Below are 22,545 nucleotides of genomic sequence, written 5' to 3' on the forward strand. Positions count from 1 at the left end.
CTATCTTATTGAGACAGACCCGGATTTAGCGGGCGGACATAGGGCCAAACGGCCTGAACGATCCAAGATCTAGTACGGAATATGCCACAAACGATGATCCGGTCCTGAGGCAGGGCCGTATTTGAGTATGGATATGCGTAGCCAGACCCACAAATTGGCGCGCGGTTATTTGGAATGAAAGGATCAAGACATGATAGGCAGATTGGCACTTGTGACAGCGGCGTCCACCCTGGCGGCAGGGGCCGCTATGGCCCAATCCTCAGGCAACTGGACAGGGTTCTACGGCGGTCTGCAATTGGGCTATATCGACGTGGACACCAGCGTCTCCGGCGTCGATGGCGATGGCGCGATTGGCGGTATCATCCTTGGATATGACTATGATCTGGGCGACTGGGTCGTGGGCGGCGGCTTTGACTATGACTGGACCAATATCGATCTCGGCCCCGCGACGGTCGAGGACGTCTGGCGGATCAAAGTGCGCGCTGGCTACAAGGTGAACCCTCAGGGTCTTCTATACGGCGTTGGCGGCTATGCGGATGCTGGCACCGACAATCTGGGCAGCGACGACGGCTGGTTCATCGGCGCAGGCTATGAGCAGATCGTGGCCCCGAATGTCAGCATCGCAGGCGAATTGCTGTATCACGAGTTCAACAACTTCAACTCGTCCAGCGTGGATGTTGACGCCACAACACTGCAGATCCGAGCGGCCTACCGCTTCTGATTTTTCCGATTTTGTGCTGGAGCAGACCCGGCGTCCTGCGCCGGGTCTTTGCGTTTATAAGTCCAGAATTGTGCTGCCGGTGGTTTGCCGCGCCTCTAGCGCGCGGTGCGCTTCTGCGATCTGATCCAGAGGGAAGCGCTGGTCGATATGGATCTTGACCTCTCCGCCCTGCACCTTGCCAAACAACCGCCGCGCCATGGCCTGACAGACCGCATGGTCCGCAATATGCGTGAACAGCGTCGGCCGAGTGATCTTGAGTGAGCCTTTCTGCCCTAGAATGCCGATATTCAACGGCGGCACCGGCCCGGATGCATTGCCGAAGGATATCATCATGCCCAAGGGCTTCAGACAGTCCAAAGAACCGTCAAACGTATCGGCCCCGACGGAATCCATAACCACATCGACACCTTTACCGCCGGTCAACTCGGCGACGCGTTCGGCGAAGTTCTCGGTCCGGTAGTTGATGCAATGGGCCGCACCGTTGAATTGCGCCAGGCTGCACTTCTCATCCGTTCCCGCGGTTCCGATCAGTTTGATGCCCTCGGATTTCGCCCATTGGCAGGCGATCAGGCCGACACCGCCTGCAGCGGCGTGAAACAGAACCGTGTCGCCGCGCTTCAAGGGGGTGGTGCGATGGAACAGGTATTCGACCGTCAGACCTTTCAACATCATCCCGGCGGCTATTTCGAAGGGGATGCCATCCGGCAGCGGGCATACCTGTGCCGCAGGCATCACCCGCGCCTCGCAATAGGCGCCGGACGGAGCGCTGGCATAGGCCGCGCGTTGGCCCGGCTGCAAATGCGTCACGCCTTCGCCGACAGCCTCGATCACGCCCGCAGCCTCCATGCCCAATGCATGCGGCAATTCAAGGGGATAGAGGCCCGTTCGTTGATAGACATCAATGAAGTTCAACCCGCAAGCCTCGTGGCGAATGCGAACTTCGCCGGGGCCGGGATCGCCCAAAGGTTGGTCCTTGATCTGTAGGACCTCAGGTCCGCCGAATTCCTCAATGACAACTGTACGCGCAGTTTGCTGCATTCTGACCTCCTCTTGCCTTTGCTCAAGCTAACACGCTTGCGCGGCAAGACAATCCGGGCGATGCGGCGGCAGCAATTCGGGAATTTCCAAAACTGTGCTATACTTCACGCAGGCGTTGCCGGCTGGTCCGGCCACGAGCAACCCTCAGCCGGATCCATTCCGCGGCGCACCACTCGCCAAGGAAGGGAACAAAATGGCAAAAACTATCGGTAATCCGATCAGCTGGGCGGCCCAAAGCCTTGGAGCAACCAGCGATCACGTCTCGGAAAGCGTCTCGCGCATGGGCAGTTCGGACGTGCACCACCTGCCCATGGTGCAGCCACTCACATTCGACGACCTGAAATACTGCCTGAGGGCGGGATACACGGACTTTCTGGAAACCCGCGCGGATGCGATCTTTATTGTGCTGATCTACCCGATTGCCGGGCTGTTGATGGTGGGCTTTGCAATGAACATGGACTTGGTGCCGTTGCTGGCCCCCCTGATCGCAGGCTTCGCTCTGATCGGCCCAATCGCAGCCGTTGGTCTTTATGAAATCAGCCGTAAGCGCGAACAAGGCGGAGAGGCCCATTGGCTGGACGCGTTCGGCGTATTCCGCTCGCCCTCCTTCGGGGCCATTCTCGCGCTCGGGTTCTATTTAGTCCTGCTGCTGCTTGTCTGGCTGATGGTCGCTCAAAGCGTCTATGCGCAGACGCTCGGCCCTGAACCGCCTGCCTCTCTGGGCGCGTTTGCGACCGAGGTTCTGACAACAGGCGCGGGGTGGACAATGGTCATCTTCGGCACTGCTGCGGGGTTCTTTTTCGCACTAATTGCGCTGGCGGTCAGCGTTGTCAGCTTCCCGCTTCTTTTAGACCGTAAAGTAGGGCTGCCCGTGGCCGTTGTGACATCCGTTCGCGTGCTGCGCCACAATCCCGGCGTCATCATGGGTTGGGGCTTTATCGTCGCGACCCTGCTGGTGCTGGGCGCGATCCCGATGCTGCTGGGGCTGATCATAGTAATGCCCGTTCTGGGTCACGCAACATGGCACCTCTATCGGCGCGCCGTGGCGTGACCCAAAAGGCGTCAGCCTGAGACGTTCAGAACGATCTTGCCAATATGCTGCGAGCTTTCCATGAGCGCGTGCGCCGCAGCAGCCTCGGCCAGAGGGAATTCGCTATGCATCACCGGCGCGACCTTGCCTGCAGAGAGCAGCGGCCAGACGGCCTCGTGCAGGTCCTGAGCGATCTTTGCCTTGGCCAGATCGCTTTGCGGACGCAGGGTGCTGCCGGTCAGCGTCAGGCGTTTCACCATCATCAGGGCAAAGTTCAGCTCGGTCACGGGTCCTTGCAAAAAGGCGATCTGAACCAGACGTCCATCCTCGGCTAGCGCCTTTACGTTGCGCGGGATATAGTCGCCGCCAACCATATCGAGGATCAGGTTCGCGCCACCTTCGGCCCGCATAACCCCGACAAAATCCTCATCCCGATAGTTGATCGCTTTTTCGGCGCCCAAGCTGCGGCAGGCCTCGCACTTCTCAGCCGAGCCCGCAGTCGCAAAGACACGCGCGCCAAACGCGTTCGCCAATTGGATCGCCGTCGTCCCGATACCGCTAGATCCACCATGGACAAGGAACCGCTCACCTGCTTTCAGGCCTCCGCGTGTGAAGACATTCGACCAGACTGTGAAAAAGGTCTCGGGCAGGCAGGCGGCTTGCTTTAGGTCCATGCCATCGGGGACAGGCAGGCAATGCGCGGCGGGCGTGGCGACATATTCAGCATATCCGCCGCCCGGAAGCAGCGCGCAGACTTTGTCACCGATCGAGAGCCCCTCAACACCCGCACCTAGGGCAACCACTTCGCCCGAGGCCTCAAGCCCCGGTAGATCGCTTGCACCGGGAGGCGGATCATAGGCCCCGGCGCGCTGCAACGCGTCCGGTCGGTTCACGCCAGCATAGGCCACTTTCAAAACAACCTGCCCGGCCGCCGGCTCGGGAATCGGTCGTTCGGTCAGTTGCAGGACATCAGGGCCGCCGGGTTCGGTGATTTCGACGGCACGCATTGTCTGGGTCTCAGGCGAAGTCATGGGTAAATCTCCTTTGCCCAATGCCTAGCAGGCCAAAAAGCAAAGGCCCAGATGCTTACTTGCGCGGGTTCAACATCCCCGGCAAATCAGCCCGCATCTTCATCGGTGGTTTCACCTGAGCTGCAAACCAATTGGGAACGGCCAGCAAGGGCTTGAGCAGCGGGTTACCGTTCACCTGCGCCTTGAGCTTTTCGAACTGCATCACGTTTTCGATCCGGCGGTCCAGAAACGCCCAACTGTTCTGGTGATCCGGCGAATCATCCCCCAGCCAGAATAGCAGCGTCGATGAATAGACCCCCGACAGGGTTGCGCGCTTGGTGTACCAGTTCACATCATCCGACGTATCGCCCAGTGCATCCCAGATCAGATCACAGGTGCCCCAAACGGCCTTTGCCCCGTCCGCGGCGTGGTTGGGCAGCGAAAACAGGGTCATGCCCCGGCGCACCAGTTCCTTGTCCTCGACCGCCTCAAGCCGGAACCGAACGGCGGCGGCGACCTTTTCGCGAAACTTCAGCTCGCTCATGTCAGTGGACTTGATCCTATCCAGCATGACCTGATCGCCCCGCGCGTGGTAGGCCAGCGCCAGATCGACCGCGCCGCGCGGGCAGATCGCACGGGCCAGACCGTCATCCAGATCGCAATCAACAACGGCCGCGCGAAAACTGGCCTCGGACCAGCCATCGAACGGAACATGCATCAAGATCGCGTCCAGCAGCTGTTGTTTGGTGTCTTCGTAAGTGACGGTCATGGCGGTTCTCCGGTGCTTGGGCACAGTACTAGACAAGATAGAGCCGCTTTGCTATACGGCCAACTCCTGCAATTTCCTTGCAACTCTATCTAGAAAGGTGGTGACAACCACATGCAGGTTAGTGTTCGCGACAATAACGTCGATCAGGCGCTTCGTGCCCTGAAGAAAAAGCTGCAGCGCGAAGGCGTGTTCCGTGAAATGAAGCTAAAGCAACATTTCGAGAAACCGTCCGAGAAAAAAGCGCGCGAGAAGGCTGAAGCGATCCGTCGTGCCCGTAAACTGGCACGTAAGAAAGCACAGCGCGAAGGTTTGCTCTAAGTACCTGACGCTCGTCCAGCTTTGGATGACACTATTTGACGACCCCCGAGGCATCGCCCGGGGGTTTGTCGTTTCTAAGTGCGTTTTTGCCCGCGCCCCTGCACAACCAGTGCGATAACTCGCCGAGCCTTAGTCTCGCCTCTTTCTCGGCGTTTTCCAGCGCAGCGAATCTGCGTCCGACTGCATCGTCTCGCCGAAAAGTGCCGATTTTCATCGCCTCTCTGTTCATGTCTTTGGTGGCCCCGATAACTGGGCTCGTCCACTCAGACAAAACATAAAACGGAGGCAAAAATGTCTACAGCAAGTGAAGTAGAACGAGAGATGCTAGCGCTCATCAACCAAGAGCGCACATCCCGCGGTCTGGACCCCCTGCAACTTGAAAGACAGCTTAACGAGTCATCAGAAGACCACAGCGCATGGATGCTGAACACGGACCGGTTCAGCCACACCGGATCGGGCGGATCCAGCGCAACCCAGCGCATGCAGTCGGCCGGTTTCGATCTGGAAGGCAGTTGGCGCACGGGCGAAAATATCGCCTGGCAATCCGAGCGCGGCGCCCCAGGCATCAGCGATGATGTCGCGCAACTGCATCAGAACCTGATGAACAGCCCCGGCCACAGGGCCAACATTCTGAACCCCGATTTCAAATATATCGGGATCGGCGTTGAGACGGGCGACATGCAGGGCTTTGACGCGGTCATGGTGACGCAGAACTTTGCCACCACTGACGCAGAGGTCGTGTTGGACAGCGACGACACCGCTATGACGCCGCCCCCGGCTGAAGATCCAGTGCCCGAGGAGCCGGAAACAGATGTGACGGAAACCGAAGACGCAACTCAGGAACAACCGGTAACCGATGTCACCGAGACGGAAGATCCGGAACCGGAACAGCCTGAGACTGATGTCACAGAGACAGAGGACCCGGAACCCGAGCAGCCCGAAACTGACGTCACCGAGACCGAAGACCCAGAGCCCGAGCAGCCTGAAACTGACGTCACCGAGACCGAAGACCCGGAACCGGAACAGCCCGAAACCGATGTCACCGAGACCGAGGACCCGGAACCCGAACAGCCCGAAACTGACGTTACTGAGACTGAAGACCCGGAACCCGAGCAGCCCGAGACCGATGTCACCGAGACCGAGGACCCTGATAGCGGTTGTTTCGACGTCGCAGCTTTCCTCGCCGAAATTGAGGCGTTCATTCAACAGCTGCAGACGCAGTTGGATCAATTCGCCTGGAATGATGACGTCATGACTCCGGAAGAACCCGAGGATGACTTGGATCTGGTGATGGTCGACGATATGGACCCATACTCGGATGACACGTCGTGCCCGGAGATGGCATCGGACGATTCCGGAGACGTCTTCTTCGTCAACTTCTTCAATTTCGATTGCATGATGGACGTCGCCTGACGGCTTATCTTGATGCGAGGCAGTCCGCTGCCTCGCATCCTCACAACACGATCAGTAGATCTTGGGCACGTGCAGCTCATCGGGCAGAACGCGGCGTTCGTAGTCCGGATTGTAGCGGCGATCGGGCAGATTGACCCTCTCATGCGGAACGTCCGTATAGGGGATCATGGTCAGAAGATGCTCGATACAATTCAGGCGCTCGCGTTTCTTGTCATTACCTTCCACAATGTACCATGGCGCCTCGGGGATATTGGTGCGGAAGAACATATCCTCTTTCGCCTTGGTGTAGGATTCCCACCGGATGCGGGATTCCAGGTCCATCGGCGAAAGCTTCCACTGTTTCATCGGATCATGGATACGCATAAGGAAGCGCAGCTGTTGTTCTTCATCCGTGATCGAGAACCAGTATTTCAGCAAGATGATCCCAGAGCGCACCAACATACGCTCAAATTCCGGAACGTCCTGAAAGAACTGTTCGACCTGATCCTCGGTCGCAAAACCCATTACGCGTTCCACGCCTGCACGGTTGTACCAGGAGCGATCGAACAGAACGATCTCACCGGCCGCCGGCAGGTGCGGCACGTAGCGCTGGAAATACCACTGGCTTTGTTCCCGGCGGCTGGGGGCTGGCAGGGCAACCACCCGCGCCACGCGCGGATTGAGGCGCTGGGTGATCCGCTTGATCACGCCCCCCTTGCCCGCACTGTCACGGCCTTCAAACAGTATACAGACCTTGGCACCGGTGTGCTGAACCCAGTCCTGCACCTTGATCAACTCAGCCTGAAGGCGCAGCAGGTTGCGGAAATAGACCTTTCGGTCCAGCATGTCCGGATGCTGTTCCCGATAGATCTTGCGAACTTCCATCGACAGCATCGGCTCGCTGAATTCGATCTCGAAGTCCTCATCCAGCGTATCTTCCAGCTCAGCCTCCAGCCAGTCTTTGGGGGCGCCATCGTTTTCGTAGGCCAAGGTCAACTCCTTATTATTCTTCGGGTTCCCACCCTGGCAGGTTTGTGTAACCGCCTGATGTCATCAGATGAATTGATGACATCGCGCTGCCGGGATCACGGGGAGGTGCAGCGCGAGGGTCTCATCGTCTCAATTTTGGACGCCCCGCCCCGGGGATACAAGCCGTAGAATTGACGCAAGGCAGTCCTTTGCCTTTCTGCGCGCAGAAAATAGGCGCCGTTCAAACTGGCAGGGCGGTTGTTTTGAACACCGTGCGCAAAGCGAACGAACTTTGCATCTGCGCCACTTTGGGCAATCGCGACAGGTATTGACGGTGGATCCGCGCGAAATCCTCGGTATCTTCGGCCACCACTTTCAGGATGTAGTCAGCGGTTCCGGCCATCAGGTGACATTCTAGAACGTCCGGGATGCGCGAAACCGCCTTTTCGAACGCGTCCAGAACTTCTTCGGCCTGGCCCTGCAATGTGATCTCGACAAAGACAGTAGTTGGCACATTCATCTTGCGCGCATCCAGCAAAGCCACGTAGTTGCGGATATAGCCGTCAGCCTCAAGCCGTTGCACCCGGCGATGGCACGCCGAGGGGGACAGATTCACCTGCTCCGACAGCTCGGCATTCGACATTCGACCATTGCGCTGCAGCGCAGAAAGTATCTTCCGATCAGTCGTGTCTAGGCTCATTGCTGCAAATCCTTTGCGAGATTTTTGCAGTCTACGCGAAAATCTTCCGACAAAAAACACAAAGCCCCGTCTTGTTTCACAAAAATTGCGCCTTGAATTGCACATAATTTAGGCAGTTTATGAACGGAGACGGTGCAGATGAAAATCGGTTGCCCCAAGGAAATCAAACCCCAGGAATTTCGCGTCGGCATGACGCCCAACGCCGCGCAGGAAGCGGTTGCGCGCGGACACGACGTGCTGATCGAATCTGGTGCCGGCATTGGCGCTGGATTCGATGATGCCGCCTATATCGCTGCTGGCGCGGGCATCGTGGACACCGCAGAAGAGGTTTTTGCCACGGCCGACATGATCGTGAAGGTCAAAGAACCTCAGGCCGGTGAGCGTAAGATGCTGCGCGAAGGCCAGTTGCTGTTCACCTACCTGCATCTCGCCCCGGACCCAGATCAGACCCACGACCTGCTGGCCTCAGGCTGTACCGCAATCGCCTATGAGACCGTCACAGACGCAAGCGGCGGTCTTCCTCTGCTCGCGCCCATGTCCGAGGTTGCGGGCCGTCTGGCGCCTCAGGTCGGGTCGTGGACCCTGCAGAAGGCCAATGGTGGCCGAGGCGTGCTGATGGGTGGCGTTCCCGGCGTTGGTCCGGCCAAGGTCGTCGTGATTGGTGGAGGTGTCGTCGGCACTCACGCGGCTAAGATCGCTGCAGGCATGGGTGCAGATGTGACGGTTCTTGACCGCTCACTGCCTCGGCTGCGCTATCTGGATGACGTGTTCGGCGGGCAGTTCAAGAACCAATACTCGACGGCTGGCGCGACGGCTGAACTGATCCAGGACGCCGATATGGTGATCGGAGCCGTTCTGATTCCGGGCGCTGCCGCTCCGAAGCTGATCAGTCGAGAGCAGCTGTCGACGATGAAGCCAGGTGCGGTGCTGGTGGACGTGGCTATCGACCAGGGCGGCTGCTTTGAAACCTCGCGCGCAACGACCCATGCCGACCCGATCTACGAGGTCGATGGTGTGATGCACTATTGCGTGGCCAACATGCCGGGCGCGGTGGCCCGGACCTCGACCATCGCTTTGGGCAACGCGACGATGCCGTTTATGCTGGCGCTGGCCGATAAAGGTTGGAAACAGGCCTGTCAGGACGACCCACACCTGCTGGCGGGTCTGAACGTTCACGCCGGACAACTGACCTATTATGCGGTTGGTAAAGCCCTTGGCATCGACGTTGTCTCCCCCAATGTAGTGATCAAGTCGTAACAACTCCCGCCCCTGAAATCACCTTTTTGCCGAAAGGCGATTTACAGCGTTGGGCATGGCGCCACGCCTATTGGCGCGGCGCGGTTGGTCTTGATTGACACCCCATCCGCAAAAACGAAAGCGCCGCACGAATGTGCGGCGCTTGGCCCAACGGGAGGAGGGCATTCCCAATGCCGGCGCGACGAGCGGGAGCGTTCAGCCCTCTTTGTGGATCTCCACCGAATGTGGGTAGGGGATTGAGACGCCCTTCGCATCGAAGGCTTCTTTCACAGCTTTAGTCAGTTCGAATTTCACATCCCAATAGTCCGCCGCTGCGCACCACAGACGTGCGGTCAGATCGACCGAACTGTCACCGAGATTGGTCACACGCACCCAAGGCTCGGGGTCTTTGTGAATACGCGCATCCGCGTTCGCCACGTCCAGAATGATCTTCATCGCTTCATCCGCACTGTCGCCATAGTCGATCCCGAACACCAGATCCACACGGCGCGTGTCATGTGCCGAGTAGTTGGTGATGATCGACCCCCAGGATTGCCCGTTTGGCACGATGATCTGCACATTGTCCGGCGTCACCAATTCGGTCGTGAACAGGTTGAGGTCTTTCACTGTCCCGGCTGTCCCGCCGATGTCGACAAACTGGCCCAGTTTATACGGACGGAACACGACCAGCATCACACCAGCTGCCAGGTCGCTGAGTGTCCCTTGCAGCGCCAGACCAATCGCCAGAGACGCGGCACCCAGAATGGCAACGATGCTTGTTGCCTGGATCCCGAAAATCCCGAGAACAGCAACCAGAACCATCGCCAGGATCGCCCATTTGACAAGGCTGGCCATGAAGTTCCCTAGTGTCGGGTCGATCTGCGGCGTTGCGTTGATGCGCCGCCGCACCATGCCAGCGATTGCTCCAGCAACGATCCAGCCCAAAATCAGTACGATCAGCGCCTTGACCGCGCTCATGATCAAAGGCGCAAAAGCACCCACCTGTGTTGCAACTTCATCCACGCGCATTTCCTTTCTCAAACATCAATCCCGCGGCTTTCGCGCGGGACTCGCTGAATTGTGAGTGAAAAACGCAAATCGGTCTAGGTGCGAGTTGCGGCAGTTTTCCCCATTGTTCGCCAGCAAACAACGGGTGACCTACACTGCACAGCTTGGGGGGCTGACAAATACACGACTCCATGCCTAACTCGAACGGAACCGCCCGAACAGGAGCTTTCGCATGCTGGACACCGCCTCTTTCCCGATCATGGCCAAATGGCCGCCGCAACACCCCGATCGCCTTCAGCTTTATTCCTTCCCGACACCCAACGGGGTCAAAGCCTCGATCATGTTGGAAGAAACCGGCCTGCCTTATGAGGCGCACAAGGTTACCCTGGCCGATGCCGATGTCAAAAGCCCCGAGTTTCTGTCGCTGAACCCCAACAACAAGATCCCCGCGATCATCGACCCCAACGGCCCGGATGGCACCCCCATCGGCGTGTTCGAGAGCGGCGCGATCCTGCTCTATCTGGCCGAGAAAACCGGGCAGTTCATTGGTCAATCCGCCACCGACAAGCATCGCATCACGCAATGGCTGATGTTCCAGATGGGGGGCCTTGGGCCGATGCTCGGACAATTGGGCTTTTTCTACAAGTTCGCCGGCAGTGAGATCGAAGACCCCCGCCCGCGCGAGCGCTATATCAACGAAGCCAAGCGCCTGCTCAACGTCCTGAACCAGGAACTCGAGGGTCAGGACTGGATCGCCGGAGACTACTCGATCGCAGATATGGCCATCGCGCCTTGGCTGCGCGGGCTGGATTTCTATGGCGCTAAAGAGGTCGTTGGGTGGGATGACCACGCCAATCTCACGGCCTATCTGGATCGGTTCCTTGACCGCCCGGCCGTACAAAAAGGCTTGGTGACGCCCGCCCGCGATTAACCTCAAAAGGGCTTGCGACCATCCCGGCGCGCAAGCCCTTTTCGCAGCCTAGCCCGGTAGTTCGCCGGTCAGAACATAGCGCAGGATTTCCACCACCTGGCGCGGTTCCTCCGCGACTGCCAGCGCGGCGGCATCGACCTCTTTCAACGCGTGCTGGTGATCGGCGCCGTGCAGCACAATGATCGACTTGCCCAACGCAGCCGCATATCCCGCATCAAACGCGGCGTTCCACTGCTTGTATTTGTCTCCGAACCGGACAACCACCACATCAGCATCCGAGATGCCTTTGCGTGTCCGGATCGCGTTGACCATCGCGCCCTTGTGATCATGCCAGTACTTGTTCGGCTCTGCGCCCAAAACGGCCACGCCACAATCATCACTGGCCGCGTGATCAGTCACCGGGCTGCTGAACGTGACATCCAATCCCTCGGCACCCGAAATGATCTGCTCACGCCAATCGGTGTGAATCTCGCCAGAAAGATAAACTTTCAACATCTTGCGTTTCCTCCCAAGAAAAAGGGGCGCACCCCGCCCCTTCATCTTTTAAAAATACTCCCGCCGGAGGCGGAATAAACCCTAGCCGCGCAGAACGCCGCCTGTGGCTTTCGACACCTTGGCGATGATCTTCTCAGCCACGGCCTCGATATCCTTTTCCTTCAACGTCGCATCTTTTGGCTGCAAACGCACAGTGATGGCCAGAGATTTCTTGCCCTCACCCAGGCTCCCGCCGATGAACTCGTCAAAAACGCGAACGTCTTCGATCAGAGCCTTGTCGGCCCCCGCCGCAGCGTTCACCAAAGTCAGAGCTTCGACAGTATCATCGACCACAAAGGCAAAGTCACGCTCGACGGCTTGCAGATCGCGCAGTTCCAGCGCGGCGCGGGTTGCGCCAGATTTACGCGGCAGCGGAACCTCATCCGGCCAGATGGTAAACGCCATCGCCGGACCTTTGATATCCATCGCCTGCAGGATGCGCGGGTGCAATTCACCGAACACGCCCAGAACCTTTTTCGGACCCAAGCAGATCTTGCCGTGACGACCCGGATGCCACCAGGCGTCACCGTCGCGCAGAATCTGAACCTTGGCGGGTGCGCCGATTGCGGCCAGAACCGCCTCGGCATCCGCTTTGGCATCAAACAGATCAACAGCGCGAGACGCGCCGTGGACGTCTTTAGGACCGTTGCGGCCAACAAGCAGGCCGGAAATCTGTGTCTTTTGATCACCGGGCTCGCCGTCATGGAAGACCGGGCCGACCTCGAACAAGGCCACGTCAGCATAACCGCGTGCCTGATTGCGCGCCGCCGCTTGCAACAGGCTTGGCAGCAGGTCCGGGCGCATATGGCTCATCTCGGACGAGATCGGGTTCTCCAGACGCGTCGCATCATCTCCGCCGCCGAACAGCGCAGCCGAGGCCTGATCAATGAAGGTATATGAGACGCATTCGTTATACCCCAACGCGGCACAGGTACGTCGCGCCATCGACTGACGACGCTGTGTCGGGGTCATTACGGGCTTGGGAATGCCATCGGTCACGCGCGGCAAGGGCTTGCCCTGCAGCTTAGTCAAAGACGCGATCCGCGCGACCTCTTCCACCAGATCGGCCTCACCCATGACATCTGGACGCCAGCTGGGCACATGCGCCATCTCGCCTTCCAGACGGAAGCCCAGACGCGTCAGGGTCTGGCGCTGCTCGCTTTCGGGAATATCCATCCCGACCAGAGACTGCACACGCGCCGCGTCCAGCTTGTAGGCGCGCGCATGGTTCGGAGCCCTGCCGGCCTCAACCACTTTGGAAACCTCACCGCCGCAGATATCCAGGATCATCTGCGTCGCCTGCTCCAACCCTTCCAGCGTGTATTCCGGGTCAATCCCACGCTCGAACCGATAGCGCGCGTCCGAGTTGATCTTGAGCGCACGACCGGTCAGTGCGATTTGCACGTGATCCCAGAACGCGCTTTCGAGGAAGACGTTCACGGTCTCGTCAGTACAACCAGTTTCCTCACCGCCCATGATACCGGCGATGGATTCAGGGCCATTGTCGTCCGAGATCACCATCATGCCGGGTTGCAGCGTGTATTCTTTCTCATCCAGCGCCACCAGTTTCTCACCGCCCTTGGCACGGTGAACGCGCAGATTGCCCTGCACCTTGTCCGCGTCAAACACATGCAGGGGGCGGTTCTGGTCGTAGGTCATGTAGTTGGTGATATCGACTAAAGCCGAGATCGGACGTAGACCAATTGACTTCAACTGATCCTGCAACCACTGCGGGCTAGGACCATTCTTCACGCCACGGATCAGACGACCGGTGAAATGCGGCGCGCCGTCCAGCGTATCCTCATCAATTGTCACCTTGATCGGGCTGTCGAAATCGCCCGGTACCGGCGCATAGGCGCGCTCTTTCAGCGTGCCAACGCCGCGCGCAGCCAGATCGCGCGCAATCCCCGCAACACCCAACGCATCCGGGCGGTTGGGGGTGATCGCAATCTCGATCATCGGATCGATCTTGGACGGGTCATTCTCGGCCAGCCAGTCGACGAATGTGTCGCCAACCTCGCCCGAAGGCAGCTCGATGATGCCGTCATGCTCATCCGACAGCTCCAACTCACGCTCCGAGGCCATCATGCCAAAGCTCTCAACGCCCCGGATCTTGCCGACGCTGATGGTGATATCCAGACCGGGGATATACATGCCCGGCTTGCAGACAACGACCGTAATGCCTTCGCGCGCGTTTGGGGCGCCGCAGATGATCTGCAAATCGCCCTCATCCGTTGCTACCGTGCAGACGCGCAGCTTGTCGGCGTCGGGATGTTTCTCGGCATGTTTCACATGGCCCAGCGTAAAGCCCGCCAGACGGTCCGCCGGGTTCACGACCTCTTCGACCTCAAGGCCAAGATCGGTCAGCGCCTCAGTGATCTCATCAACCGACGCATCGGTGTCGAGGTGGTCTTTCAGCCAGGACAGAGTGAATTTCATTGCTCGGGGCCTTTTTTGGCAAACATCCAGTCGGCACAGGCAATGACAAAGAATGCGCCAAGGTGCAAGCGCTGCGGGTCACGGATAGGTGGGGGTGCGGCCCAAAAGCTCGTCCAATTGCCGCCCGATCCAGCCATGGGGGATGAAATGCCCGCCGGGATGGGTATCCAGCACCACCTGCCCCTGCGCGCAATCGGTCCACTCCACCCGGCTGAGGGTCAGGATCGGCACCACGCTCCAATCCCCGCGCGGGGTCGCATCGTGGCAGTCGTATTTCGCGCGCCAAAGGGCCACCGGATAGGTCGTGTCGCCATTCGCGCCATAGGGAAAATCCATCACCGTATCGCTGAGGCCATGCACATGGCGCGCCTCAAGCGGGGCTTCGGGGCAGTCTTCAGTCTGGCGGATGCTGCCGGCAACGGCCAGCAAGGCGGCAACGTCATTGCCCGACTGGCAGACATAGCGCCACGCCATCGCGCCGCCGAAGGAATAGCCCGAGACATAGATACGCTCCGGATCAACCGGGTAGCGCTTGGCGACATCCTCCAACACGCGGTCGGCAAAGGGCACATCGCCCGTGCCCGAGGTCCAGAAATCCCAGCTTTTGCCCAGCCCGTTCGGGGCCACCAGCAAAACGCCCCGCAGCTTGGTCGCCCCGGCAATGCGCTCATGATTCACCACCACAGTCCCCTGCCGCGCCCAGCCGTGGAAATGCAGCAATACGGGCAGAGGCGTTTCGCCGTCCCACCCTGCAGGCTCCAGCACATGGTAGGAGCGGTCGCCGACCTCACAGGCCGTATCGCCATGGCAATCGGATTTCCAAGGTCCCATGGCGAGTGCCGGGGTTGCGGTCAGCAGCAGAAGAAGCAGTCGATAGATCATAGGCCGGAGCCTAGCCGCCTGACGCCAACTGTCACGTCACAACCCTGTGGGAACCTGTAACAAGCTGCGCGATCGCCCATTGGTCATATCAGATCACAAGCCGCGCTGTCGCCAGACCGCGGGGTGGCGATCCTCGGTCGGTGTTGGGCACTTTATGCCAGCCAAATCCGCGCGCTGTTCGAACGTTGCGCGAGCGGAGACAAATCGCCAGCCCGTGCGGGCGGTCTGGCGATAGCGCGGCGGCCTATCGGCCTTTGCTCCGCGCACAAATTAACTGGCACCATTTACTGCAAGAACAGACGCAGCCAGACCCTTAAACGCAGAAATCGCACCATCTACTGTCAACGCGACACCGCGCGTTTCAGCTTCCTTCAAAAGCTTCTTCCAAAAGCGCTCGTCACGCACGGCATCAAGAAACTCGTAGCCATTCCACGTAATTTCCCAGAACTGATAGTCACTGTGCTCGCACATTGACTTCTTTATCAGACCACCCTGCTCCATGATATCCAAATGAAACAGGAACTCCTCTGAATGATCTGATCGCAGCTGACGCTCTCGCATATCATGATCAGTCCAGTCCCATGAGCCAATTTCAAAGCACCGGTCTTCTGATTTTTCAGCCTTTAAAAGAATGTCACGAACAAGAGCAAGGTTTCGCTTCACCGCGACAAACCACCATGCAGGTTCGGCATATCCAGCGCTGCAAACCCGTAGTGCCGCAGCCAGCGCAGGTCAGAGTCAAAGAACGCACGCAGGTCAGGAATTCCATATTTCAGCATCGCCAGACGGTCGATGCCGATGCCGAACGCAAAGCCCTGATAGACCTCGGGATCAATGCCACCGGCGGCGATCACCTTGGGGTGGACCATGCCGGAGCCGAGGATCTCCATCCAGTCGTCGCCCTCTCCGATCTTCAGCTGGCCGTTGTCCCAGGAACAGCGGATATCGACCTCGGCCGACGGCTCGGTGAAGGGGAAGTGCGATGCGCGGAAGCGCAGCTCGACATCGTCGACCTCGAAGAAGGCCTTTACGAACTCTTCCAGAACCCATTTCAGGTTTGCCATCGAGATGTCTTTGTCGATGGCCAGCCCCTCGACCTGATGGAACATCGGCGTGTGGGTCTGGTCATAGTCGGCACGGTACACACCGCCCGGACAGATCACGCGGATCGGCGCGCCCTGTTTCTCCATCGAGCGGATTTGGACCGGAGAGGTATGGGTCCGCAGCACATGCGGAGGGCGATTGTCGCCCTCCGCACGGTGCATGTAAAACGTGTCCATCTCGGCCCGCGCGGGGTGGTGGCCGGGGATGTTCAGGGCGTCGAAGTTATACCAGTCGTCTTCAATGCGCGGCCCTTCGGCGACGGAGAAGCCCAGCTCGGCAAAGATCGCGGTCAGCTCCTCGGTCGCCTGGCTGACCGGGTGGATCGAGCCCTGACGCCGCGCGCGGGTCGGCAGGGTGACGTCCAACCATTCGGTGCGCAAACGCTCATCCAGCGCGGCATCGGCCAAAGCGGCTTTTTTCGCGGACAGCGCCGAGTTGATCTCATCCTTCAGGGCATTAAGCGCGGGGCCTGCGACCTGACGCTCTTCGGGCGTCATCTTGCCCAGCTCGCGCATCTTCAGCGCGACCTCGCCTTTTTTGCCAACGGCAGCGACGCGGATCGCCTCAAGCGCGTTCTCGTCGCCAGCCTCGGCGATTTGGCCCAGATATTTTGCCTTAAGATCGTCCATGACGCCCTCTGAATTTGGTCGCCAACCTGCTATCGGGCCAGCCCCGCGAATGCAAGCGGGACCGGGCGGATCAATAGCTGTATTCGGGGAAAATCCGGGTCAGGTCACCGTTCCAGTCGCCATTGTAGTGTTCCAGCAACTCATCGGCAGGCACCTTGCCGGTGTCGATGCTTTCCTTTAGCGCGTTCAGGAAGTGCGTCTCATCCGGGACCAGACCGCCAGCACCAGGGAAAGCACGAGCTTTCAAACCGGCCTCAGAGATCGCCACGACCTCACGCGCCAGATCGTGCATGTTGATGTCCCCGACTTGGGCCTGCAACCCGTTGACCGCGGCCTGAACACGCAATCCTTCGCGGGTTTCAGCATCCCAGCCTTTGACCAGATCCCACGCTGCATCAAGCGCGGTCTGGTCATAGGTCAGGCCAACCCAGAAGGCGGGCAGCGCGCACAGACGACGCCATGGGCCGCCATCGGCACCACGCATCTCCATGAATTTCTTGATCCGCGCTTCGGGGAAGGCCGTGGTCAGATGGTCAGCCCAATCGGACAGTGTCGGTGTCTCACCAGGCAGAGCGGGCAGCTCGCCCTTCAGGAAGTCGCGGAAGGACATTCCCAGCGCGTTGATATATTGGCCGTCGCGATAGACGAAATACATCGGCACATCGAGCGCGTATTGAACGTAACGCTCGAACCCGAAGCCCTCTTCGAACACGAAAGGCAACATTCCGGTGCGCGCATCGTCCAGATGCCGCCAGATATGGCTGCGCCAGCTTTTCTGGCCGTTCACCTTGCCCTCAAAGAACGGAGAGTTCGCGAACAGTGCTGTCGCCACAGGTTGCAGCGCCAGCGCCACGCGCAGTTTTTGCACCATGTCGGCCTCAGACCCAAAGTCGATATTGACCTGAACGGTACAGGTCCGGCGCATCATAGCGCGGCCCATAGTGCCGACTTCTTCCATGTAGTCGTTCATCAGCCGATAGCGCCCTTTGGGCATCAGCGGCATCTCTTCGTGGGTCCAAATCGGAGCCGCGCCCAGACCGATGAACCCCACGCCGATCTCATCGGCGATATCCTTCACCTCGCGTAGGTGGGTGTTAACCTCATCGCATGTCTCGTGGATCGTCTCGAGCGGAGCGCCTGACAATTCCAACGCGCCGCCAGGTTCCAGGCTGACATTCGCGCCGTCTTTCTCAAGACCGATCAAGTGGCCTGCTTCGCGCACCTCAGCCCAGCCATGGCGGTCACGCAGCCCTTCAAGCACCGCAACGATGGAACGTTTTCCTTCAAATGGCAGGGGTTTGAGGGTGTCTTTGCAATAGCCGAACTTCTCATGTTCGGTCCCGATACGCCAATCGGCCTTGGGCTTGCAGCCCGATTCCAGATATTCGGCCAATTGCTCGTGGCGCTCGATCGGGCCGCCGCCGGACTGAGGGATGGACATGAACCGATCTCCGATCCTGATGTGTCTGTCTTATCGGTCAGTCCTGAGCGCAAACCGCGCCAGTGTCAATGCAGCCGAAGATGAGCCGGGCGCGAGGAGGTTTTTTCCCAGATCACCACCGGATGGCGCGACCCGCCGTGGAGTTCGGCCAGCATCTGTTGCGTTTTCAAACCAGGGAGCGCCGAGAACACATCAAACAGTGCCTCGGCCCCTTCTGCATTCACAGGAATGTGAAGCGTAGGTTGCCCCGGTTGGTCCAACACCCAGTGCGCCGGGCTTGAAGTCGGATCAAGCGCGAGTCGCTCAATCTCGCGCGTTGCCACCATGCCGCCATCCAGCGGACCGAGATAGGTGATCTGCCCCTCATCGACGCTGACCACGCCCTGCCCGCCTGCCCCGGTCCGAAACCGGGCACGCTGCACGCCGATCACGGTCAGAGCGGCTGCGACAGCCACCAGCACCCAGCCCAGAACGCCCAGCAGACCGGCGGGTCCACTGACCCAGCTGAGGCCCAGAACCAGCACAAAACCGGCGGCGACAACCTCGCGCCAGCGCCAGAGGGCCAATTTGGCTTCGGGTCGAATGAAACTCATATCGGTGTTCCTGTTTCAGCGCTTGGACGTGATGGGCGATCCCCAACCCCCTCAAAATCGGGCCGAGCGGTACAGAGTTCAAGGGGGCGCTTCGTTTCCCGACCTAATCACGGAAAGCGCGGTCTTTGACGCGGATCACCGGTTTGGTCAGATACTCCAGCACCGTCTTCGGCTCGGACAGCATATCGACCTGCGCAACCATGCCCGGGTTCTCGTCCGGCATTCGCCCAGCCCTTGGCCCAACCGCTCTGTCAAAAGCTGAAGATGTTTGATCAGCGGGTCTGTGGCGGTTGGGGTCATGGGAATATCACAAGGTTGGGTCGATCGGCTGTGCGACGCCCAGCGCATCCAGAATATCGCCTGTCACCGCAAGCACCGCATATTCGGCCCGACGCGCTTGTGCCTCAAGCTGGATGACCCGGACCTGCGCCAAATTTAGTTCTCGAATAGCGTCCAGAATCTGCACGATGGTTGAACGTCCGATATCGAACTGTCCCCGCGCCGCATCAAGCGCCTGTTCGTTGATCTCGACCGCACGACGGGCCGTCGCAAGACGCCGCTGGATCGAGTTCGTCTCTTCCAGAGCCTGAGACAGATTGCGCTGCAATTCGCGGCGCAGCTCTTCCGCTTCGGCCTCACTTTGCTGGAGGTTGGCCCTTGCCGTTTCCACATTGGCGCGGGCCGAGCCACCCTGATAGATCGGGACATTCACGCCCAGACGGGCTTGCGCCCCATTGTCGATACTGCCTTCGTTAAAGTCGGTTTCTAGGATCGCGGACAAGGTTGGGCGCGTCGCGCGCTCGGCCACGACAACCTCTTGCTGGCGCACCTCACTGACGGCGACCTGTGTTAGTAGACGCGGGCTGCGTTCGACCATGGCCTGCGAAGTCGTGCCCGCCAGAACCGGAGCCGGTGGGATGGTTGGAATGGCACTCGGTCGGCTGCCGAACACTTCGATCCAGGTGGCGGTTGCCAGTTCGACATCCGTTTCGGCCTGCGCCAACTCGGTCTCAGCATTGGATTGGCGGCCCTGACCCGCCAGCAGATCCGCCACCGATGCGACACCGGCGTCGAACCGGGATTGCAAGTCGCTGACCAGTGCCTCGGTGCGTTCAAGGTTTTGTCGGGCCTGATCTTCAAGACGACGGCTGCGGTCGAGGTCGATGATGGCCTCGATCGCCTCAAAGCTTTGGGCGCTCAGCTCGGACAGTTCGCTCAGCCAGGTCTGACGCGCCTCGATCTGGCGCAGCCCGACACGGCCTGAGATCTTGCCGCCGTCATAGATGATCTGGCTTAGGCGTAGGATCGGAACCGTATCCCCATCGGACGTCAGAGAGGTTTCGGCGTTCAGCTGGGGCCGGTACGCACCCCTTTCAGCCTCGATCCGAGATTTCGAGGCTAGAACATTGGCGGTTCCGGCCGCAGTCGTCGGAGAGGTGGCGACGGATCTGCGCACAAGCTCGGCAAATTCCGTTCGCGCAACACTACCATTCAGGTTGCTTCGCGCCGCCACAGGCTGCGCGGCGGGTTCGGCCGCAGGGTCAAATGACCGCGTGCCCCGCAAATCCTTACTGCACCCCGCCAAAACGATTAAGGTCATCACAACCGACAACCAAGTCTTCATGGTGCCAATGCTCCTGGTTTCAATTCAACTTTGAATAGCAAAAAATCGGTTAAAGGATTCTTAAGAACCGTTCGGACAGCTCTCTGTCCCGGCTGACCGGTTCACCTATCTCGCCAACACAAGCCGGGTCCTTCCAGTCGCCTAAGATATGACCTTCAACGATAGGAAAAACTGAAAACCTCAGCAGCAACTGACGTAGACTAAGGAATGGTACGTCGCCCTGCAGCAAAACGATACTTTGACAATCCAGTGTCATTTCGGCCGGCCACTACAATCCAAATGACCCCAAGGCACATATTTTGCAAAAACCATTGTCGAACAGGCGCCACCAGCGCGAACAAACACTGTCCTGAGCGAGAGGTTGCAGCTTTGTGGAAAGAATTCGAGCCTTTCGGACGGAAAGATCCTATTTTTTAGTGGTGTAGCTAAGACAGAAATCCGTCATTTCTTACAGGGGCGCTTCAGAACCAATCCCCTAAGGCCTGCTGCCACATGGTCAAGGCAGCCACCGCCGCTGTATCAGCGCGCAGGATTCGCGGGCCGAGGCTAACCACATGTGCGAAGGGCAGTGCGGTCAAACGGGCGCGTTCTTGGTCCGAAAACCCTCCTTCGGGGCCAATCAGAATGGCCCATGGATGACCTTTTTCCTGAGCGGCCAATCGTAGCGCTGAACCGACCTCGGCCTCATTGCAGAACATCAATTGCCGATCCTGAGGCCAAGTATCCAGCACGCGGTCCAGTTTTTGCAGATCCGCGACCTCGGGCACAAAGGTACCGCCGCATTGTTCGGCGGCCTCGACCGCATGCGCCTGAAGTCGGTCCTGCCGGATACGCTCGGAGTTTGTGTAGTCTGTCTGCACAGGTAGAATGCGCGCGGCCCCCATTTCTGCGGCCTTCTCGACAATGAAATCCGTGCGCGCCTTTTTGATTGGCGCAAAAAGGAACCACAAATCCGGCGGCAGTTGCAAAGGCTTGGTCTGCTGCAGGCAGGACAGAACGCCGCCGCGCTTGCCCGCCTCAGAGACTTCGGCCAACCATTCACCATCCCGGCCATTAAACAGCGCAATCTGCGCGCCGACGGATTGCCGCATCACGCCGAACAGGTAATGCGCCTGCTCACGCGTCAAAGGAACCGATTGCCCCTGACCCAAGGGCTGCTCTACATACAGTCTGATCTTCGCACTCATGAGACCCTACATATGCAAGGCAATGCTCCAACACCAGACGGTCAGGTCGCTGATGCTGTCACGGGCAATTGGGTGGACACCCGCGCGCCCGCCTTCACCCGCCCCTACCTGCGGCTGAGCCGGGCGGACCGGCCGATCGGAACGTGGCTGTTGCTGATCCCTTGCTGGTGGGGGCTGGTGCTTGCGATCCTGGGCGATGGCACGCCGCGGTTGGAGGATGCATGGATCGCGATCGGCTGTGCTATTGGCGCCTTTTTGATGCGCGGCGCGGGATGCACGTGGAACGACATCACCGACCGCCATTTCGACGCGCAGGTCGAACGCACAAAATCCCGCCCGATCCCCTCGGGTCAGGTTAGTGTGCGGCAAGCCGTGATCTGGATGGGTCTGCAGGCGCTTATATCGCTGGGGATTCTGCTTAGTTTCAATACTGGAGCTATCCTCATGGGCGTTCTGTCACTGTTGCCAGTTGCCCTCTATCCCTTTGCCAAACGCTTCACATGGTGGCCGCAGGTGTTTCTGGGACTGGCCTTCAACTGGGGGGCGCTGCTGGCCTGGGTTGCCCATACCGGATCGCTGGGCTGGCCTGCGGTGATGCTGTATCTGGCGGGTATCGCGTGGACGCTGTTCTACGACACGATTTATGCGCATCAGGATACCGAGGACGACGCGCTGATCGGCGTCAAATCCACCGCGCGGTTGTTTGGGGCGGATACGGCCAGATGGCTCAAGTATTTTCTGATCGCCACAGTCTCGCTGATGGGGCTGGCGATCATCGACGCAGGTGTGCCGGAGTCGCCGTTCTGGATTGTCACGATTGCATTGGGCGGGCCATGGGCCATGGGCTGGCACATGTTGTGGCAGCTGCGCAATCTGAACATCGAGGACAATGCCAAACTTCTGATGCTGTTCCGGTCGAACCGGGATACCGGCCTAATTCCGCTGATCTTCCTCTGCGTCGCGCTGCTGCTCTGATTGCACCTGCGCGCC

Annotated in this window: 22 protein-coding genes; 7 read left to right on the plus strand and 15 right to left on the minus strand. The window is 59.3% G+C overall.

Going from position 1 to position 22,545, the window contains the following annotated elements; translation table 11 throughout:
- The first annotated feature begins 190 nt into the window (after positions 1 to 190).
- Positions 191 to 721 (plus strand): porin family protein, encoded by a 531-nt coding sequence (locus ACR0C3_RS10525; protein ID WP_170379125.1) that lies wholly within the window; start codon positions 191 to 193, stop codon positions 719 to 721.
- A 54-nt stretch (positions 722 to 775) separates the two neighbouring features.
- On the opposite strand, the gene ACR0C3_RS10530 is transcribed toward ACR0C3_RS10525, so the two are convergent.
- Entirely contained in the window at positions 776 to 1,759 is a 984-nt protein-coding gene (locus tag ACR0C3_RS10530) for a quinone oxidoreductase family protein (RefSeq protein WP_480758379.1), read from the minus strand.
- A 193-nt stretch (positions 1,760 to 1,952) separates the two neighbouring features.
- Between ACR0C3_RS10530 and ACR0C3_RS10535 the strand changes: the two genes are divergently transcribed.
- Complete coding sequence (locus tag ACR0C3_RS10535; protein WP_480758380.1) at positions 1,953 to 2,810, plus strand: DUF2189 domain-containing protein; 858 nt, start codon at positions 1,953 to 1,955, stop codon at positions 2,808 to 2,810.
- 11 nt (positions 2,811 to 2,821) lie between these two features.
- Here ACR0C3_RS10535 and ACR0C3_RS10540 read toward each other — a convergent pair whose 3' ends face one another.
- Positions 2,822 to 3,820, minus strand: coding sequence for an NAD(P)H-quinone oxidoreductase (locus tag ACR0C3_RS10540; RefSeq protein ID WP_480758381.1), 999 nt, complete (start codon positions 3,818 to 3,820; stop codon positions 2,822 to 2,824).
- Positions 3,821 to 3,875: 55 nt separating this feature from the next.
- Positions 3,876 to 4,568, minus strand: a complete 693-nt coding sequence (locus ACR0C3_RS10545; RefSeq protein WP_170379132.1) for a COQ9 family protein — start codon at positions 4,566 to 4,568, stop codon at positions 3,876 to 3,878.
- Between the two features lie 111 nt (positions 4,569 to 4,679).
- Between ACR0C3_RS10545 and rpsU the strand changes: the two genes are divergently transcribed.
- Positions 4,680 to 4,886: a 30S ribosomal protein S21 gene (rpsU, locus tag ACR0C3_RS10550; protein WP_005614280.1), complete on the plus strand. Its 207-nt coding sequence runs from the start codon at positions 4,680 to 4,682 to the stop codon at positions 4,884 to 4,886.
- A 291-nt stretch (positions 4,887 to 5,177) separates the two neighbouring features.
- Positions 5,178 to 6,299: a CAP domain-containing protein gene (locus ACR0C3_RS10555; protein WP_480758382.1), complete on the plus strand. Its 1,122-nt coding sequence runs from the start codon at positions 5,178 to 5,180 to the stop codon at positions 6,297 to 6,299.
- A 51-nt stretch (positions 6,300 to 6,350) separates the two neighbouring features.
- Here the strand turns inward: ACR0C3_RS10555 and ppk2 are convergent, their stop codons facing one another.
- On the minus strand, positions 6,351 to 7,268 hold the full coding sequence (gene ppk2 / locus ACR0C3_RS10560) for a polyphosphate kinase 2 (RefSeq protein ID WP_170379135.1): 918 nt from the start codon (positions 7,266 to 7,268) through the stop codon (positions 6,351 to 6,353).
- A 220-nt stretch (positions 7,269 to 7,488) separates the two neighbouring features.
- On the minus strand, positions 7,489 to 7,947 hold the full coding sequence (locus ACR0C3_RS10565; RefSeq protein WP_170553779.1) for an Lrp/AsnC family transcriptional regulator: 459 nt from the start codon (positions 7,945 to 7,947) through the stop codon (positions 7,489 to 7,491).
- Positions 7,948 to 8,085: 138 nt separating this feature from the next.
- Between ACR0C3_RS10565 and ald the strand changes: the two genes are divergently transcribed.
- On the plus strand, positions 8,086 to 9,204 hold the full coding sequence (gene ald, locus ACR0C3_RS10570; protein WP_480541146.1) for an alanine dehydrogenase: 1,119 nt from the start codon (positions 8,086 to 8,088) through the stop codon (positions 9,202 to 9,204).
- A 195-nt stretch (positions 9,205 to 9,399) separates the two neighbouring features.
- Here ald and ACR0C3_RS10575 read toward each other — a convergent pair whose 3' ends face one another.
- On the minus strand, positions 9,400 to 10,161 hold the full coding sequence (locus ACR0C3_RS10575) for a mechanosensitive ion channel family protein (RefSeq protein ID WP_425084416.1): 762 nt from the start codon (positions 10,159 to 10,161) through the stop codon (positions 9,400 to 9,402).
- Positions 10,162 to 10,423: 262 nt separating this feature from the next.
- Between ACR0C3_RS10575 and ACR0C3_RS10580 the strand changes: the two genes are divergently transcribed.
- A complete protein-coding gene (locus ACR0C3_RS10580; RefSeq protein WP_170553782.1) occupies positions 10,424 to 11,122 on the plus strand; it encodes a glutathione S-transferase N-terminal domain-containing protein in 699 nt (232 codons plus the stop codon).
- Positions 11,123 to 11,170: 48 nt separating this feature from the next.
- On the opposite strand, the gene ACR0C3_RS10585 is transcribed toward ACR0C3_RS10580, so the two are convergent.
- From ACR0C3_RS10585 to ACR0C3_RS10625, 9 genes are all read right to left on the minus strand, one after another.
- A complete protein-coding gene (locus ACR0C3_RS10585) occupies positions 11,171 to 11,617 on the minus strand; it encodes a YtoQ family protein (RefSeq protein ID WP_480758384.1) in 447 nt (148 codons plus the stop codon).
- Positions 11,618 to 11,698: 81 nt separating this feature from the next.
- On the minus strand, positions 11,699 to 14,095 hold the full coding sequence (pheT, locus tag ACR0C3_RS10590; RefSeq protein WP_480758386.1) for a phenylalanine--tRNA ligase subunit beta: 2,397 nt from the start codon (positions 14,093 to 14,095) through the stop codon (positions 11,699 to 11,701).
- Positions 14,096 to 14,173: 78 nt separating this feature from the next.
- Positions 14,174 to 14,977 (minus strand): CE1 family esterase, encoded by an 804-nt coding sequence (locus ACR0C3_RS10595; RefSeq protein WP_480758387.1) that lies wholly within the window; start codon positions 14,975 to 14,977, stop codon positions 14,174 to 14,176.
- Positions 14,978 to 15,247: 270 nt separating this feature from the next.
- Positions 15,248 to 15,640 (minus strand): DUF2513 domain-containing protein, encoded by a 393-nt coding sequence (locus ACR0C3_RS10600; RefSeq protein WP_480758389.1) that lies wholly within the window; start codon positions 15,638 to 15,640, stop codon positions 15,248 to 15,250.
- A complete protein-coding gene (pheS, locus tag ACR0C3_RS10605) occupies positions 15,637 to 16,710 on the minus strand; it encodes a phenylalanine--tRNA ligase subunit alpha (RefSeq protein WP_171122733.1) in 1,074 nt (357 codons plus the stop codon). Before pheS ends, ACR0C3_RS10600 begins: the two co-directional genes overlap by 4 nt.
- Positions 16,711 to 16,780: 70 nt before the next feature.
- The gene (locus ACR0C3_RS10610) at positions 16,781 to 18,151 is read right to left on the minus strand and encodes a glutamate--cysteine ligase (protein WP_170462582.1); all 1,371 of its coding nucleotides are present in this window, start codon (positions 18,149 to 18,151) and stop codon (positions 16,781 to 16,783) included.
- 65 nt (positions 18,152 to 18,216) lie between these two features.
- The gene (locus ACR0C3_RS10615; protein ID WP_480758391.1) at positions 18,217 to 18,744 is read right to left on the minus strand and encodes a hypothetical protein; all 528 of its coding nucleotides are present in this window, start codon (positions 18,742 to 18,744) and stop codon (positions 18,217 to 18,219) included.
- Between the two features lie 307 nt (positions 18,745 to 19,051).
- Positions 19,052 to 20,368 (minus strand): TolC family protein, encoded by a 1,317-nt coding sequence (locus tag ACR0C3_RS10620; protein WP_480758392.1) that lies wholly within the window; start codon positions 20,366 to 20,368, stop codon positions 19,052 to 19,054.
- A 461-nt stretch (positions 20,369 to 20,829) separates the two neighbouring features.
- Positions 20,830 to 21,555, minus strand: a complete 726-nt coding sequence (locus ACR0C3_RS10625; RefSeq protein ID WP_480758394.1) for a 16S rRNA (uracil(1498)-N(3))-methyltransferase — start codon at positions 21,553 to 21,555, stop codon at positions 20,830 to 20,832.
- A 12-nt stretch (positions 21,556 to 21,567) separates the two neighbouring features.
- On the opposite strand from ACR0C3_RS10625, the gene ubiA reads away from it, so the two are divergent.
- Entirely contained in the window at positions 21,568 to 22,530 is a 963-nt protein-coding gene (gene ubiA / locus ACR0C3_RS10630; RefSeq protein WP_419740495.1) for a 4-hydroxybenzoate octaprenyltransferase, read from the plus strand.
- The last annotated feature ends 15 nt before the right edge of the window (positions 22,531 to 22,545 follow it).

It is taken from the genome of Ruegeria sp. CK3 (genome assembly GCF_056536565.1).

Coding starts and splice junctions, on each gene's coding strand:
- ACR0C3_RS10525 (WP_170379125.1), top strand. CDS start 191: ATGATAGGCAGATTGGCACTTGTGACAGCGGCGTCCACCCTGGCGGCA.
- ACR0C3_RS10530 (WP_480758379.1), bottom strand. CDS start 1,759: ATGCAGCAAACTGCGCGTACAGTTGTCATTGAGGAATTCGGCGGACCT.
- ACR0C3_RS10535 (WP_480758380.1), top strand. CDS start 1,953: ATGGCAAAAACTATCGGTAATCCGATCAGCTGGGCGGCCCAAAGCCTT.
- ACR0C3_RS10540 (WP_480758381.1), bottom strand. CDS start 3,820: ATGACTTCGCCTGAGACCCAGACAATGCGTGCCGTCGAAATCACCGAA.
- ACR0C3_RS10545 (WP_170379132.1), bottom strand. CDS start 4,568: ATGACCGTCACTTACGAAGACACCAAACAACAGCTGCTGGACGCGATC.
- rpsU (WP_005614280.1), top strand. CDS start 4,680: ATGCAGGTTAGTGTTCGCGACAATAACGTCGATCAGGCGCTTCGTGCC.
- ACR0C3_RS10555 (WP_480758382.1), top strand. CDS start 5,178: ATGTCTACAGCAAGTGAAGTAGAACGAGAGATGCTAGCGCTCATCAAC.
- ACR0C3_RS10565 (WP_170553779.1), bottom strand. CDS start 7,947: ATGAGCCTAGACACGACTGATCGGAAGATACTTTCTGCGCTGCAGCGC.
- ald (WP_480541146.1), top strand. CDS start 8,086: ATGAAAATCGGTTGCCCCAAGGAAATCAAACCCCAGGAATTTCGCGTC.
- ACR0C3_RS10575 (WP_425084416.1), bottom strand. CDS start 10,161: ATGAGCGCGGTCAAGGCGCTGATCGTACTGATTTTGGGCTGGATCGTT.
- ACR0C3_RS10580 (WP_170553782.1), top strand. CDS start 10,424: ATGCTGGACACCGCCTCTTTCCCGATCATGGCCAAATGGCCGCCGCAA.
- ACR0C3_RS10585 (WP_480758384.1), bottom strand. CDS start 11,617: ATGTTGAAAGTTTATCTTTCTGGCGAGATTCACACCGATTGGCGTGAG.
- pheT (WP_480758386.1), bottom strand. CDS start 14,095: ATGAAATTCACTCTGTCCTGGCTGAAAGACCACCTCGACACCGATGCG.
- ACR0C3_RS10595 (WP_480758387.1), bottom strand. CDS start 14,977: ATGATCTATCGACTGCTTCTTCTGCTGCTGACCGCAACCCCGGCACTC.
- pheS (WP_171122733.1), bottom strand. CDS start 16,710: ATGGACGATCTTAAGGCAAAATATCTGGGCCAAATCGCCGAGGCTGGC.
- ACR0C3_RS10610 (WP_170462582.1), bottom strand. CDS start 18,151: ATGTCCATCCCTCAGTCCGGCGGCGGCCCGATCGAGCGCCACGAGCAA.
- ACR0C3_RS10615 (WP_480758391.1), bottom strand. CDS start 18,744: ATGAGTTTCATTCGACCCGAAGCCAAATTGGCCCTCTGGCGCTGGCGC.
- ACR0C3_RS10620 (WP_480758392.1), bottom strand. CDS start 20,368: ATGAAGACTTGGTTGTCGGTTGTGATGACCTTAATCGTTTTGGCGGGG.
- ACR0C3_RS10625 (WP_480758394.1), bottom strand. CDS start 21,555: ATGAGTGCGAAGATCAGACTGTATGTAGAGCAGCCCTTGGGTCAGGGG.
- ubiA (WP_419740495.1), top strand. CDS start 21,568: ATGCAAGGCAATGCTCCAACACCAGACGGTCAGGTCGCTGATGCTGTC.